Below are 14,460 nucleotides of genomic sequence, written 5' to 3'. Positions count from 1 at the left end.
GGGCGGCCCGTTTCCCGACAGATGATCGGTGACGTTCACCGATGCGCTGTCTAGCGTGCGCAGACAGGACCGTCCGCGTACGGACAGGAGAGCCCCATGACCCTCACCCTCGCCCGAAGTCGTCGCGGGCTGACGGCGACGGCGCTGCTGGCGCTGACCGCCACGGTCGCGCTGACGGCGTCGTCCAGCCCGCCACCGCCCGCGCAACCCTCGCTGGCCACGAGTTCCCCCACCGGCCCCATGGAACTCCCCGACGAGTGGATGACCGCTCAGCGGATGAGTGACGGCAGCACCGACCTGTCCGCCGCCAAGTACGCCCGCGCCCGCGGCGAGGCCAACCAGCTCGCCGCCCGGACCCGCAGCGTCTACCGGCCGCTGGCCGAACGGGACTGGTCCTTCTTCGGGCCCACCGACATCGGCGGCCGGGTGGTCGACATCGCGGTGGACCCGCAGGTGCCCGACCAGGTGTTCGTCGCCGCCGCCTCCGGCGGCGTGTGGAGGTCCGGCGACGCCGGCGCCACCTTCACCTCGGTGTGGCCGGACGGCTGGGGCCAGGCGATCGGCGCGGTGGCCATGACCAGCAACGGCGTCCTCTTCGCGGGCACCGGCGAGGCCCAGCCCGGCGGCGGCTCCATCACCTTCGGCGGCGACGGTGTCTACCGCTCCACCGACCGGGGCGCCACCTGGGAGCGGGTCGGCCTGGCCGACAGCCACGCCATCGCCCGCTTCGCGATCGACCCGGGCAACGAGGACCGGATCTTCGCGGCGGCCAGCGGCAACCTGTTCGTCCCCGGCGGCGAGCGCGGTGTCTACCTCACCGAGGACGGCGGCGACAATTGGCGGCAGGTCCTGGCCCCGCCGAACGCGACCACCGGCGCCACCGAGGTCCTCATCGACCCGAGCAACCCCGCCCGGGTGTACGCGGCCATGTGGGACCACCTGCGCGAGCCGAACCAGCGCACCTACGGCGGCCCCGGCTCCAGCCTCTGGCGCTCCGACGACGGCGGACGGACCTGGGCCCGGATGACCACCGGCCTGCCCACCGACGCCGACCAGGGCCGCTGGGGCCTGGCGCTCGCCCCGAGCAACCCGAAGCGCCTGTACGCGTACGTGGGCACCGCCCTCGGCCCGTTCCGGGCGTTCTACCGCTCGGACGACGGCGGCGACACCTGGACGCAGACCCCGGTCACCGCCGGGCAGGCGTCCCAGTCGACGTTCAGCTGGTGGTTCGGCAAGCTCTTCGTCGACCCGGCCGAGCAGAACCACGTCTTCCTCATGGGCGTCAACCTCATGCGCTCCACCAACGGCGCACAGAGCTTCTCCCCGGTCGGCGGCGTCCACGCCGACCAGCACGCCATGCGCTGGGACCCGAAGGTGCCCGGCCGGGTCTACCTCGGCAACGACGGCGGCTTCTACCGTTCCGAGGCCAACGGCGCCGGTAGCTGGGTGAAGGCCACCGACGAGCGGTACACCCAGTTCTACACCGTCGACGTGGCGCAGACCGACCCGCGCCTGAAGGTCGGCGGCACGCAGGACAACGGCTGCAACCGCGGCTACAACGGGGCCGGCGGGCCGTGGGACCCGATCGGCTGCGGTGACGGCCTCCAGACGCTCATCCACCCGGAGAACCCGAACATCGTCTTCGGGTGCAGCCAGTACGGCTCCTGCTACCGGTCGGAGAACGCCGGCGCCAGCCCGCGCGCGCCGATCGGCGCCGGCCAGACCACCTCCCAGCGACGCAACTGGCTCACCCCGCTGCAGTTCGACCCGAGCGACCCGAACGTCATGTACTACGCCGGCAACATCGTCAACCGGTCGACGGACAACGGTCGCACCTGGACCGCGATCAGCCCCGACCTCACCGGCGGCGGCCCCAACGACCCGGCCGGCTACCCGTGGGGCACGATCACCACGATCGCGGCCGCACCGACCGACGGCGACACCCTGTACGCCGGCACCGACGACGGCAAGCTCTGGTGGACGCACGACCTCGGCCGGAGCTGGAACGAGGTCGACCCGGCCCAGCTCCCCGGCACCTGGGTCACCCGCGTCGCGGTGCATCCCACCGACGCGAACATCGCGTACGCGACGTTCTCCGGCTTCCGCTCCGGCAGCGACCGGCCGCACGTGATGCTGACCCGTGACGGTGGCCGGACCTGGACCGACATCGGGCGCGGGCTGCCCGACGCGCCGGTCAACTCGGTGGTCCCGACCGCCGACGGGCTGCTGCTGGTCGGCACGGACGTCGGTGTGTTCGTGTCGGCGTGGAACGGCGGTGAGTGGGCGACGCTCGGCGCGGACCTGCCGAAGGCGGCGGTCATGTACCTGCGGTGGCACGAGCCGACCCGCCAGCTGACGGCGGCGACGTTCGGCCGGGGCATCCACGACATCACGGTGCCGCGCTGCCCGGCGGCGTCCACGAAGCTGCCCCTGAAGCAGCCGGGGGTCGGTGTGGTGGGCGTGCTGTCGTCCTGCCGCGCCGGCTGACCGGCCACGGAGGCCACCTCCCCGTCGGGGGAGGTGGCCTCCGTGCGTCGATGGCCGGCGTCGCGCCTCAGCGCAGCCGCCGGGCGGGGAATCGCACCGGCGGGTCGGCGATCGCGTCCTGGGCGGCGACCAGCTGGAGCTCCCGGGTGCCCGCCGCGAGTGTCGCCTCGAAAACGGCGAAGATCGACGACGTGGTGCGCTCCAGGGCCGTCGCGGGCGAGGCGGCCGTCGACAGGTGCGCGAGGTACAGGGCCGCGGTGACGTCGCCGCCGCCGTTCGGGCTGATCGGCAGCAGCGGTGTGGTCACCGCCCAGGCGCCCTCGTCGGACACGGCCACCATCTCCAGCGACCCCTCCGGCACGTCCCCGTGGAGCACGCTCGTGACGAGCACGTGCCGCGGCCCGGTCGCCCGCACCGCGTCCACCGCCTCCAGCACCTCGTCCAGGGACGTGGTCGTGCGGCCGGCCAGGAAGTCCAGCTCGAACTGGTTCGGCGTGATGACGTCCGCGCGCGGGACGACCACGTCCCGCAGGTACTCCGGGATGCCCGGCCGGACGAACATGCCACGGCCGACGTCACCCATCACCGGGTCGCAGCAGTAGACGGCGTCCGGGTTGGCCGTCTTCACCAGGGTCACCGCGTCGAGGATCACCGCGCCCATCGCCGGGTCGCCCTGGTAGCCCGACAGCACCGCGTCGGCGTCCCCCAGGACCCCACGGTCCGCGATGCCCGCGATCACCTCGGCGACGTCGGCCGGCGCGAGCAGCGGCCCGCGCCACGCGCCGTACCCGGTGTGGTTGGAGAAGTGCACGGTCAGCACCGGCCAGACCTCGTGCCCGAGACGCTGGAGGGGGAAGACGGCGGCGGAGTTGCCGACGTGGCCGTACGCCACCGACGACTGGATGGACAGGATCCTCACCGGCCCATCATGGCGGTTGCCACCGCGGCCGTACGCACGACCCGGCCCGCCGCCCTCAGCCCCGGGACGCCCGCCCGGTCCGGCCGGCCGTGACCCGCCGCGCCGACCTGCCCGTTTACGGGTGCCGGTAACGGGTGAAGGTAGGGTCAGTACCAGCTCATGAGGGGGGCCCCACCATGTCCGACACCAGCCACGACCGGGCTGACCGCCACGACCGCCCGGACGAGGTGACCGACCCGCTGCTGTGGGGGCTCGCCCTCGACGTGGCCGACGCGCACCAGCCCGACCAGGGCGGGGCCGACTGCGTCAACCTGCTCTGCGCCGGCCACGGCTGGCCCTGCGCCGCCTGGGAGAACGCCCAGCGCGCGCTGCAGATGGCCCAGGCGTCGCCCGAGCAGCGGCCGGCGACCGCCCCGGCCGACCGGTCGGACGACGCGCTGACCGGATGGTCACCGGTGCCCGCGCGCCAGCTGCGCCCGGCCGCTCCGGCGCCGGCGAGCCGCACCGGCGCCGCCGCCTGACGCCGCGCTGACCAGCGACGACGCAGCCCGGCCGTCGACCGGAATCGATCGGAGGTCGGGCCGATGGAAGTTCCATCACGGACCGCCCTGACGGTGTCCTTTCCGACAGATCCGGCGGGTTGTCGAACTGGCGGATGGCGGCGTGACCGACCCGACCGTTAGGCTCAACTGCCGAGTGGAGTCGTTCACCGCCGATCAATCATCTTCGCTCTGGGCCGACGTGACGGATATTCGCTGGTCAGCAGCACCGGAAGGCAGGCTGGAGTGGGCCGAGCAGAGGAGCCTGGGACCGAAATCGCCTATCGCGCGGACAGCAAGCGACTGGCGTTCGAGGTCTCGGGTGCGCCGGACGGACACCCGGTCTTCCTGATGCACGGCACACCGGGCAGCCGCAAGGGGCCGAAGCCGCGCGGCATCGTTCTGTACCGGTTGGGCGTGAAACTGATCACCTACGACCGGCCCGGCTACGGCGGGTCCGACCGGGTCGAGGGCCGCGACGTGGCCGAAGCCGCACGCGACGTGGAGGTCATCGCCGACCATCTCGAACTGCCCCGGTTCGCCGTCGCCGGCCGGTCCGGCGGCGGTCCGCACGCCCTCGCCTGCGCCGCCGACCCGGCGCTGCGCCACCGGATCACCCGCGTGGCGGCGCTGGTCGGGTTCGCCCCGTCCGACGCGCCCGAGCTGGACTGGTTCGCCGGGATGAACGACGACAACCTCAACGGCTTCGGCGCCGGCCGCTCCGACACGTCGGCCGTGGTGGAGGAGATCCGCCGCCGGGCGCAGCGGGCCAGCGAGGACCCGCGGCACCTGCTGGAGGACCTCATGGCGCAGATGACCATGGCGGACCGGCGGGCGGTGCGGGATCCGGCGCTGCGGAGAATGCTCGCCGACACCTTCGAGGACGCGTTACGCGCCGGCCCGTACGGGTGGATCGACGACGTGCTCGCGCTCCGCCGGGACTGGAAGTTCGACCTCGGCCTGATCGACACGTCGACGACCAGGGTGAAGCTCTGGCACGGCGCCGAGGACACCTTCGCCCCGGTCGGCCACACCCACTGGCTGGCGTCCCGCATCCCCGGCGCGGAGCTGGAGGTGCAGGCCGACGCGGCGCACTTCGACGCGATGGAGGAGCTGCCGCGCATCCTGCGCTGGCTCACCGCCGACGACGACGCGGTGGCGGTGAGCCGCGACCTGCTGATCGGGGCCCGTCCCGGTCAGTAGGGGTGCGGGTCGAGCACCCGCCGCACGTACCGTCCCTCCCGCAGGTTCACCACGCTCGGGTGGTGCTGCCCGATCCGGTTCGCCAGCCGGTCCGCGAGCCGCATCCGCTCGATGCTGCCGGCGCCGCCGGTCGCGGTCTGCTCGGCGACCGCCAGGTTTCCCCGCCCGCGGAGCGTGTCCGGATGGTCCTCACCCAGGGTCTCGCGCAGCCGGCCGACGACGATGCGCAGCTGCTCCCGCCCGGCCTCCAGCTCGCCGTGCAGGATCGTGAAGACGGCGAGGTTGTTGGCGACCGCCATGGTCAGCGGGTGGGTGCCGCCCAGCGCCGCGGTGACCGCCGCCGCCGTCCGCGCCGCCAGCTCCCGGGCCGGCACCACCTCACCGGCGTCCCACATCGCCACACTGCGGTTGTTGCGGCATACCAGCACGTACGGGTGCCCCTCGCCGAAGACCTGCGCGAACTGCTCCTCGGTCTCGGTCAGCTCGAGGCGGGCCCGCTCCCCCTCGCCCTGCAGCATCAGGTTCGCCGCGCGGGACAGGCGGCTGAACAGGGTGTCCGGGTTGAGCGGGCCGAACCCGGTGAGCAGATGCTCGTACGCGTCGTCGAGCAGCCGCGCCGCCTCGGCGATCTCGCCGGTGCTGCGCAGCGACGCGGCGAGGTTCGTCTGCGCGGTGAGCACGTTGCGGGACTGGTCGCCGAACAGGTTGCGGTACCCGGCCACCACCGTCTGGAGCAACGCCACCGACCCCTCGTAGTCACCGGCCTCCCGCAGGTCCCGCGCCAGGTTGTTGGCGGTGAGCAGGGTGCGCGGGTGGTCCGGCCCGAGCACCACCCGCAGCCGGCGGTAGGTGGCCTCGTCGCCGTCGAGGGCCCGCCGGAAGTCACCCATCAGCCGGTAGGACGCGGCCAGGTTGTTCGCGGCGGTCAGGGTACGGCGGTGGTCCTCGCCGAACACCTCCACCGAGGCGGCGTACGTGCGCAGGTCCCGTTCCAGCGCGTCCGAGTAGCGGCCGATGGCCCGCAGGTCGCCACCGTAGCCGCCCGCCGTCATCAGGGTGTACGGGTGGCTGGACCCGATCAGCTTCTCCTGCGCGCCGAGCGTCTCCTCGTCGAGACGGCGGGCGTCGTCGAACCGGCCGAGGCCGCGCAGCAGGTTGGCCCGGTTGAACCGCAGGTGCAGCAGCTGCACCTGCAACGCCCGATGGTCCGGCGTGTCCGGGGCGAGCTGGGCCAGCAGCCGCGACCAGGCGGCGTCGGCCTGCTCGGCGTACCGGTGGCCCTGCGCGTACCCGCCGTTGAGGTAGATGTAGCGAATCCGGTCGATGATGAGCTGACGCACGTCGTCGTCGGGCGAGGAGAGCGCGTCGGCGCCGTCGAGGTGCGGCCAGAGCAGACGCAGCCGCGCCTGGGCGGCCGGATCCTCCACCTCACCTGACGGGCGGGAGCCGGCGAGGATGCGGTGCACGTCCTGCTTCACGCCGGCCAGTTCGTCGGGCGTCATCCGGGCGCGCAGCGCCGCCTGGAGCAGCCGGTGCACCTGGACCTGCTGGGCGTGCAGGTCGACCTTGACCAGGGCGAGGCGGTTGATGCGCTGCACGAGCGCGGCGGCGATGTCCCGCTCGGAGACGCGGTCGGCCACCCGGGCGGCCACCACCGGGTCGTGCGCCGCGATGACCTTGGCGACCTGGTCGCTGTAGAGCAGCTCCAGGGAGATCTCCGGGGCGAGCACCGACGCGAGCTGCAGCAGCCGGTACGCGCCTGCCGACCCCTCCCGCAACCGCTGGAGGGAGAAGTCCCAGATGTCCTCCGCCGGGCCGGTGCGCTCCAGGCCGGTCAGGTAGTCGGCGACCGGGGTGCCGGTGTCGGCCAGCCACGCGCCGGCCATCGCCACGAAGATCGGCACGTTCTCGACCGCGTCGGCGACCTGCTCCGCCTCACCTTCCGTGATCGACCGCTCGCCGACGCGGGCCCGCAGGTGCGCGACGCTCTCCGCCCGCTGGAACGCCTCGACGTCCAACGCCCGGGCCAGGTCGCCCCAGTCCGGGTTGCGGGTGGTGACCAGCACATGCCCGACGCCCTGCGGCAGGTAGTCGCGGACGTGCTCGTACTGGTCGACGTTGTCGAACACGAGCAGCCACTGCTCGGGCGGACCGCCGTCCGGGCGGCGCTCGGGGCGGCTGAGCCGCTGCCGCACCGCCCGCGTCATCTCCGGGATGGTGGGCTGCCGGGGCAGGCCCAGCTCGGCGCCGAGGTCGGCCACCCGGACGTCGACGAACTGCGGCGGGTCCGCCTGGACCCACCAGATGACGTCGTACGCGCCGCGGAAGCGGTGCGCGTACTCGATCGCCAGCTGCGTCTTGCCGATGCCCGGACCACCGCGCAACGCCACCGGGATGCCGATGCTGCCGGCGGCCTTCAGCTCCTCCCGGAGCTGGCGCAGCAGCTCCTCCCGGCCGGTGAACCGCAGGTTGCGGCTGGGCGGGTTGAACACCGGCGCCCGGGAGCCCGGGTAGCGGGCGGCGCGCACCACCGGACGGCCGTGGCCGGGCGGCGGGGTCACCCCGACCAGCTGCACGAGCCGGTCGACGGCCTCCTCGGAGGCCAGCTCGTGCAGCGACACCCAGCTGCCGATCGGGGCGTCCGGCGAGGGGGTGGTGCTGTCCACGTACACGATCAGTGCCGCGCCCGACCGGCGCGGATCGACCTGCTCGTCGTGTGCGGCCCGGTAGGAGCGGGAGACCAGCGTGACGTCACGGGTCACCGTGCCGGCCCGCACCGGCGACAGGTCGTCCACCGCCGCCGTGGCCACCCGCAGGTCCACGGCCGTGAGCACGGCCTGCACCCACTCCGCCCAGGCCTGGTCCTGCGGGACGTGTCGCAGCACGATCAGCTCGTCGGCCACGGCCGGCTTGCGCTCGAAGCGGGCGACGGTACGCCGGCGCAGCGCCTCGTCCATCCGCGGCAGCGCGGCGAACCGGCCACCGGTGATGTGACCCGTCAACGTCTCGTACGCGGACAGCAGGGTGGTGCGGCCGCCCGGGATGTCGCCGAAGGTGGCGAGGGTCTCCTCGTACGCGTAGTAGGCCCGGTAGGGCACCTCGACGGTGAGCCAGTACTCGCGCCGCTCGGCGTCGGTCATCCCGCCGGGGAGCCCGGCGAAGCGCTGCATCGCCACCGCCCGGCCGGCGTCGGCCTTGCCCTTCTCCCCCTCGTCCACCCGCATCGGCACCGGCAGCACCCGCCGGGCCCGCCGCCCCTCGTAGCCGCGGACCCGGGCGGCGACCGTGGCGGCGCCGTCGATGCCCTGGTCGCTCAGCGTGAAGCAGTCGACCAGCACGTCCGGCAGGTGGATGGTGCAGATCTCGGCGACGTCGCTGATGCCGGTGCGGCTGTCGATCAACGTCCAGTCGTAGTGGCGCTTCATGTCCTCGCGCAGCGCGTCGAAAAACAGCGCCCCGCCCAGCCGGTTGTAGAAGTTGTCCCAGTTCAGGCCGGTGACGCTGCTCGCGTAGTCCGGGTTGTGCCGGCCGGCGAGCAGCAGGTCGAGGCTGCCGCCGCCGGGGAACTCCCAGTTGACGGAGAACGCGTACTTCTGCACCTTGGCCAGGTGGCGGTGCCAGTCGCTGGGCCGGGACTCCACCGGCTCGGCGAGCCCGGCGGCCTCGGCCTCCCGGCGGCGCTTCAAATTCGCCCACTCGTACTCGACGATCAGGTCCATCACGCCGCCGGTGGAGGCGACCTGCTCGTGGTCGAGGAACGGCGTGAAGAACCGGTGCAGCCCCGGTGACTCCAGGTCCCAGTCGGCGACGAGGACCCGCTGGCCGTTCGCGGCCAGGATCCAGGCCGTGTTCGCCAGGGCCATCGTGCGGCCGGTGCCGCCCTTGTACGAGTAGAAGGTGACGACCTGACCGTCGCGCCGTTCCGTCATCGGTCCTCTCCTCGTCGCCGCTGGTCGGATGGGTCGGTCGGGCGCAGGCTGGGCCGCGGTGCGCCCGGGGTGTCCTGCGGGTAGAGCGGGCCGTGCCGGAGGAACTGCTTCCGTGCCTCGATCACCAGCAGCGGCGCGCTGCGCTCGAACTCGTCCACGCCGTGGACCGGCCGCACCTCCGGGAACCGGGCCTCGCGCAGCGCGGCGTCGATCTCGTCGGCCCCCGCCGCCCGGGCCGTCCCACCGGGTGCGGCGTCGGCGCCGGCCACGACCAGCGGCACGACCCAGCGCGGCAGCCCGGCGACCGCCTCCCGGACCGCCGCCGCGCCCAGCTCGGCGTCGATCAGCAGGACGGTCGGGCTGTCCGGGGCGTGGTCGCGGGCGCCGGCGAACTCGACGACCCGGGTCGGCAGCCCCAACCGTTGCGCGGTGGCGGCCACGTAGTCGGCGATCGTCAGCACGTGCCGCCCGGCGAACGGCCGCCACTGCCGCCCGTCCGGCCCGGCGAGCGCGGTGACGACCAGCGCCGGGTCACCACGGTCCTCCACCCGGGCGGCGCCCAGCGGGGCGGCCCGCGAGCGGCGCAGCGGCGCGGTCTCGGTCACCGCGATGATCCGCTCGGCGAGGGCGCTGAGCACCAGGTCGTACTGCCGCCGGTAGGCGCTGAGCTTGCACAGTGCCCGCAGCCCGTTCTCCGCGTACTCGGTGGGGCCGCCGACCAGCTCCACCGCCTCGGCCATCTCCGGCCGGTCGTCCCAGGGCGGAAAGGGGATCCACAGCACCGGCAGGATGTGCCGGCCCGCGTCGGCCGGCGGCAGCAGGCCCAGCCGGGACCGGAAGGCGGCCCGCTCGCCGACGGCCCAGGCGTTGCTGAAGTAGTTGGGCGAGTAGAGCGGCACGAAGACGTGGGTGAGGCTGAGCGCGTCGGTGAGCGCCTGCTTCAGGTCGGCGCCGGGGGCCACGAGCCCGTCGAAGAACCCGATGTCGAGGTCGCCGGCGCGGCGCGCGCCCCGCTGCACGGCGGCGTGCAGGTCCTGGAAGAACCGGCTGACCCAGTAGTCCGTGTCCGGACGGGCCGCCGCCGACAGCGGCACCGAATGGGCGTAGCTGAGGAAGAAGTACGTCTCCCGGCCGGCGCGGGAGCCGCTGGTGTCAGTCCAGCTCATCGCCGGCCTCCTCGAACCCCTCGCCGAGCTCCTCGATGCGCGACACGTACGGCTCGACCCAGTGCGTGTCCACCGCACGCACCACCCGCTGCGCGAGCCGCCACACCACCGCGTCGTACGCGTCCTTGCCGTTGCGGCCCAGGCTGAGCAGGCCGTAGATGCCCTCCTGCTGGTACTGCGGGGCGATGTCCGGCGGCAGCCCGGTCGGGGAGAACATCTGCCGCCGCCGGATCGCGTCCGGCAGGTGGCGGCGGCCCATCACCGACCAGTTCACCGGGATGATCGGCCGCTCCCCCGGGGTCGCCCGCGCGTCCGGGCGGCGCACCTGCCGGCGGCGCACGAACGCGTTCCACTCGCGGGCGCACCAGACGCTGCGCAGGTACTGCGGGGAGATCAGCGGAATGAAGACCTGACAGTGGCCGGTGGCGAAGGCCAGGTCGTCCGCCCACACCTGGCCGCCGTCGAGGACCCGGTCGAGGAAGCCGGCGGTGCTGCCCGCCGGCAGGCCCAGCAGCTCCGACACGTGGTCGGAGAGGTCGACGTAGAGCTGGAACACCTTCTGGTTGGTGTCCCGGGGCGGCTCGGCCGGCCGCTGCTTGGCCCGGGCGTAGCTGAGGAAGAACACGGGGGCGCGCGGGTCGACCCGGAACTCCTCCTCGCTCACCCGCCGCTCCCGTCCGAAGGGGACACTCCCGCGGCACCACAGTATCGGCAGTGGCAAACCCGGAGCCGCCCTCGTGTCCGGTGCCCGCTCATCCACCGGCCGGCGAAGTCGACGGCCGCACGCACCGGCAGCAGCCGGCCGGTGCCGGCGCCGACCCGGCCGCGCCGCACCTCCGGCCGGCGGTCCAGCGCCGCGCCGATCCGGGCGAAGTCGGAGTCGTCGAGATCGAGGGCGAGGAAGTCGCGCCGGACCCGGCGGCCCGCCTCGTCCCGGACGTAGCAGCGGTACGGACGTGAGGCGGGCGGTGGGTCGAGGCGGTACTCGGCGAGGTGGAAGGCCGTGCACGTGGCGTAGTCGACGCCGAGCAGCAGCACCAGGGCGTCGGCGGCGTACAGGGCCGCCTGCGGGGACCGCTCGCCCAGGTGGCACTCCAGGTCGTGGACGGCGGTCAGGGCGGCGGCGGCCGGGCCGAGCGCCGCGAAGGACGTCTGCGGGTGCCGGCTGCGCACGGCCCCGGGCTGCCGTCGCACGTGCTCGGCGAGCGCTCCCATGCCCTCGGACGGGCTGCGGTCCGGGTCGAACGGCGGGATCCGGGCCTCCACCGCGGCCGCCTCGCGCGCGGTCAGGCCGGCAACGGCGGTGCGGAACGCCGGCGACGTGTTCGAGTTGCCGGCGGTCTGCGTCGGCACCACCACCGTCCCGGCCGGGCCGAGCACGTCGCACAGGGCTGCCAGCACGGCCGCCGGGCCGCCCGCGACCGGCCCGATCCGGCGCAGCGACGCGTGGACCAGCACGGTCGCGCCGATCGGCAGGCCCAACGCCCGCAGGTCGGCGGCCAGCCCGGCGCGCCCGACGGTCATGACCAGCTGTCCACCGTGGCGCGCATCCGGGCGGCGAACCGCTCCCCCGCCGGTGTCAGCACCCCCAGCCCGAGCAGGGCGTCGAGCGCGCCGTCGGTCCAGTCGCGGTACCGGCGGTGGTGGGCGGCGGCCTCCGCGCCCGGCCGCCGGCGCCACACGTCCGCGACGCCGAGGTGCGCGTACGTGCCGTGCAGCACGCCCTCCACCGGACGCGGGTCGTTCCGCCACGGCACGGTGAGCAGCCGGGAGTCCCGCCGGTCGACCAGTTCGCAGACGTCGAGCACCCCGTCGAGCTTCAGGTGCTGCACCTCGTGGACGAGCAGCACGGCGAGGGCCGCGTCGTCGGGGACCGGCGTGACGGCGACGGCGCCGAAGGCGGACGCGGCGGCGGCGCTGCGCTGGCGGCCCCGCCGGTCCGGCCGCACCGGGACGACCGCGCGCAGCAGCGCCCGCACCCCGGGGGCGTACGCCTGCGCCTCGGCGTCGATCCGGCCCACCGCCGCGGTGAGGTGGGCGGCCCACCGGGCGGCGGCGTCGGCGGCCAGCCGCGGCGCGACCACGAGATCCTGGTAGCTGTCCCGGTACGGGTCGGTGTCCTCGATCAGCACGTCGGCTGCGCCGGCGCGGCGCACCGGGCGCCAGACGGATGTCTCCTCGCCGGGCCGGACGTCGACGGACCGCCCGGCCCCGCGCACCCGGAAACCCCCGTCCACCGTGGTCAGCAGGACGGGACCGGGCAGCTCCGGCAGGGCGAGCGCCCCGAGGGTGGGCAGGGCGAGCACGCCGTCGCGGACCGGCACGTCCAGGTCGACGCGGGCATTCGCGCGGACCGCCGCCGCCGCGGCCACCGCCGCGAGGCGAGCGACGTCGGCCAGCGCCGGCCGTTCCAGACACCGGTGCGCCCAGCGGCGGACGAACGGGTGGCCCAACACGTCCCGTACCGCCCCCGGCGCGGTGACGTCCAGGTCGACCAGCTGCTCCCAGGCCGCCGCCGCGACCGGGTGCCCGGCCGTGGCCGGGCTGAGCGCGACCAGCAACGCCCGGGTCTTGGCCAGGTGGACGGCGGCGAGCTGGCGGACCGAGGCGTCGGTGCCGTGGCCGGTGCCGAGGTCGTCGAGCACCTTCGGGGCCAGCTCGTCGGGCCCGCCGTCGTCGTCGGCCGGCTCGCCCGCCGGGTCGGCGCGGTCGGCGGCTTGGTCGACGCGGCCGCCCGCTGCTGATCGACTCGATGCCGGCGGCATCGCGGCATCCGGACCGCCCGGACCGGCCGATGCCGCCGGCATCGCGGCGGACCCGGCCGGGCGGGCCGGTGGCGAGGGTGGGCCGCCGGTGACGCCCTCGATCAGGTGGGCCAGGTCGGCGCAGTAGACCGACGGGTTGTCGAAGCCGGTGCCCGGACGGTACCGGTGGGCGAACAGGCCGCCGCCGCACTGGCGGACGACCGGGCAGGCGCGGCAGGTGGCGGAGAGGCCGGCGAGCCCGGCCTGCCGGACGGCGACCATCGGGTGGGCGGCGACCACGTCGACCGGATGCGTGAAGACGTCCAGGCCGGTGGCCGGCGCACCGTCGTACGCGGACTTGAGCGAATCGACCTGCTCGTAGCTGCCGTCGGTCTCGACGACCGCCAGGTCGGCGGCGGCCAGCCCGACCGCCTCGGTGCGGGTGACGCCGCCCGCGGCGGTGGCCAGCAGCGAATCCAGCAGCCGGATCGGCACCGGTCGCCCGTCGGCCGTCCAGGCCCGGTGCACGGCGAGCAGCCAGTCGGCGTACGGGGTGGGGACGCCGGCGGGGCGCGGCGGGGGGCGCTCCCAGTTGGCGTGCGGCAGGAGGAAGTCGATGTGCGGCGGGTCCTCGGCGAGCAGCGCCCGGTAGACGGCGACGGGATCGTTGGCGAGGTCGACCGTGCAGAGCAGCCCGGCGTAGCACGGCCGGAACTCGGGGCGGCGCAGCAGCGCCAGCGCCCGCAGCACCTTGGCGTGGCTGCTCGCGCCGGAGGCGTACCGGCGGTGGCGGTCGTTGGCGACCCGGTCGCCGTCGAGGGAGATGCCGACCGCGACGCCGTGGGTGGCGAGCACCTCGGCGATCTCCTCGGTGAGCAGCACGCCGTTGGACTGCATGCGCAGGTCCAGCCGGGTCACCGGGTCGAGCCGGCCGCGCAGCTCGGCGGCGGTGGCCGCCAGCCCGGCGGCACCGGCGAGCAGCGGCTCACCGCCGTGCAGCACCACCCGCACGGCGTCGAGCCGGTGCGCGACCGCGTGCTCGGCGATGCGCCGGGCGGCGGCGGCCACCGTGGTGGGGGCCATGGTGTGCGGCTGGCGGCGCCAGGACTGGTCGGGATGCTCGTAGACGTAGCAGTGGTCGCAGGACAGGTCGCACCGGCTGACGATCTTGAGAACGAACTGACTCAGCGCTACGGCCGACGCGGGCCGTCCGGGCGTCGCGGGCTCACCGGCCTCAGATCGAAGAGCCGAAGGCTGCGACATCGACGCGGGCCGGCTGGTCCACGGTGCGGGTGTCGGGCAGCGCCACGGTGCGGGCGCGGGAGAGCGGAATCTTGCCGAGCGGAGTGCGCCGGAGATCGGCCAGCGGAGCGGTGGTCGTCGACCGGCCTGCGTTGCGATCCACGTGAGTCCCCCCATCGGACTTGTGGGTCAGCGGGAGCCACCCGGGACGGCGGCCCTAGACAACTGTCG

General features: G+C 74.5%; 10 protein-coding genes. 3 read left to right on the top strand and 7 right to left on the bottom strand.

Going from position 1 to position 14,460, the window contains the following annotated elements:
• The first annotated feature begins 96 nt into the window (after window positions 1-96).
• Complete coding sequence (locus tag ACN26Y_RS21165; protein WP_422733349.1) at window positions 97-2,487, top strand: WD40/YVTN/BNR-like repeat-containing protein; 2,391 nt, start codon at window positions 97-99, stop codon at window positions 2,485-2,487.
• Between the two features lie 67 nt (window positions 2,488-2,554).
• Here ACN26Y_RS21165 and pdxY read toward each other — a convergent pair whose 3' ends face one another.
• Window positions 2,555-3,406, bottom strand: coding sequence for a pyridoxal kinase PdxY (gene pdxY, locus ACN26Y_RS21160; protein WP_422733348.1), 852 nt, complete (start codon window positions 3,404-3,406; stop codon window positions 2,555-2,557).
• Window positions 3,407-3,582: 176 nt separating this feature from the next.
• Here pdxY and ACN26Y_RS21155 point away from each other — a divergent pair, with 176 nt between their 5' ends.
• Window positions 3,583-3,927, top strand: a complete 345-nt coding sequence (locus ACN26Y_RS21155; protein ID WP_230688687.1) for a hypothetical protein — start codon at window positions 3,583-3,585, stop codon at window positions 3,925-3,927.
• Between the two features lie 264 nt (window positions 3,928-4,191).
• Window positions 4,192-5,148 (top strand): alpha/beta fold hydrolase, encoded by a 957-nt coding sequence (locus ACN26Y_RS21150; protein ID WP_155331962.1) that lies wholly within the window; start codon window positions 4,192-4,194, stop codon window positions 5,146-5,148.
• Here the strand turns inward: ACN26Y_RS21150 and fxsT are convergent.
• From fxsT to ACN26Y_RS21120, 6 genes are read right to left on the bottom strand one after another with little or no spacing between them, the layout of a single operon-like run.
• Complete coding sequence (fxsT, locus tag ACN26Y_RS21145; RefSeq protein ID WP_422733347.1) at window positions 5,142-9,077, bottom strand: FxSxx-COOH system tetratricopeptide repeat protein; 3,936 nt, start codon at window positions 9,075-9,077, stop codon at window positions 5,142-5,144. The two genes, ACN26Y_RS21150 and fxsT, sit on opposite strands and share 7 nt — an antisense overlap.
• Entirely contained in the window at window positions 9,074-10,243 is a 1,170-nt protein-coding gene (locus tag ACN26Y_RS21140; protein WP_155331960.1) for a TIR-like protein FxsC, read from the bottom strand. The genes fxsT and ACN26Y_RS21140 overlap by 4 nt, the downstream gene beginning before the upstream one ends.
• Window positions 10,230-10,907, bottom strand: coding sequence for a TIR-like protein FxsC (locus ACN26Y_RS21135; RefSeq protein ID WP_155331959.1), 678 nt, complete (start codon window positions 10,905-10,907; stop codon window positions 10,230-10,232). The genes ACN26Y_RS21140 and ACN26Y_RS21135 overlap by 14 nt, the downstream gene beginning before the upstream one ends.
• Window positions 10,904-11,767 carry an aminoglycoside N(3)-acetyltransferase gene (locus ACN26Y_RS21130; RefSeq protein ID WP_155331958.1) on the bottom strand — a complete coding sequence of 288 codons (864 nt, stop codon included), beginning with the start codon at window positions 11,765-11,767 and terminating at the stop codon, window positions 10,904-10,906. The genes ACN26Y_RS21135 and ACN26Y_RS21130 overlap by 4 nt, the downstream gene beginning before the upstream one ends.
• Window positions 11,764-14,250, bottom strand: coding sequence for an FxsB family cyclophane-forming radical SAM/SPASM peptide maturase (locus ACN26Y_RS21125; protein ID WP_422733346.1), 2,487 nt, complete (start codon window positions 14,248-14,250; stop codon window positions 11,764-11,766). The genes ACN26Y_RS21130 and ACN26Y_RS21125 overlap by 4 nt, the downstream gene beginning before the upstream one ends.
• A complete protein-coding gene (locus ACN26Y_RS21120) occupies window positions 14,222-14,422 on the bottom strand; it encodes an FXSXX-COOH protein (protein ID WP_155331956.1) in 201 nt (66 codons plus the stop codon). Before ACN26Y_RS21120 ends, ACN26Y_RS21125 begins: the two co-directional genes overlap by 29 nt.
• Window positions 14,423-14,460 lie beyond the last annotated feature (38 nt).

Source organism: Micromonospora sp. WMMD558 (assembly GCF_049315255.1).
Classification (GTDB): domain Bacteria; phylum Actinomycetota; class Actinomycetes; order Mycobacteriales; family Micromonosporaceae; genus Micromonospora.
This window is presented reverse-complemented; position numbering and strand designations above follow the sequence as displayed.

Coding starts and splice junctions, on each gene's coding strand:
- ACN26Y_RS21165 (WP_422733349.1), top strand. CDS start 97: ATGACCCTCACCCTCGCCCGAAGTCGTCGCGGGCTGACGGCGACGGCG.
- ACN26Y_RS21155 (WP_230688687.1), top strand. CDS start 3,583: ATGTCCGACACCAGCCACGACCGGGCTGACCGCCACGACCGCCCGGAC.
- fxsT (WP_422733347.1), bottom strand. CDS start 9,077: ATGACGGAACGGCGCGACGGTCAGGTCGTCACCTTCTACTCGTACAAG.
- ACN26Y_RS21140 (WP_155331960.1), bottom strand. CDS start 10,243: ATGAGCTGGACTGACACCAGCGGCTCCCGCGCCGGCCGGGAGACGTAC.
- ACN26Y_RS21130 (WP_155331958.1), bottom strand. CDS start 11,767: ATGACCGTCGGGCGCGCCGGGCTGGCCGCCGACCTGCGGGCGTTGGGC.
- ACN26Y_RS21125 (WP_422733346.1), bottom strand. CDS start 14,250: ATGTCGCAGCCTTCGGCTCTTCGATCTGAGGCCGGTGAGCCCGCGACG.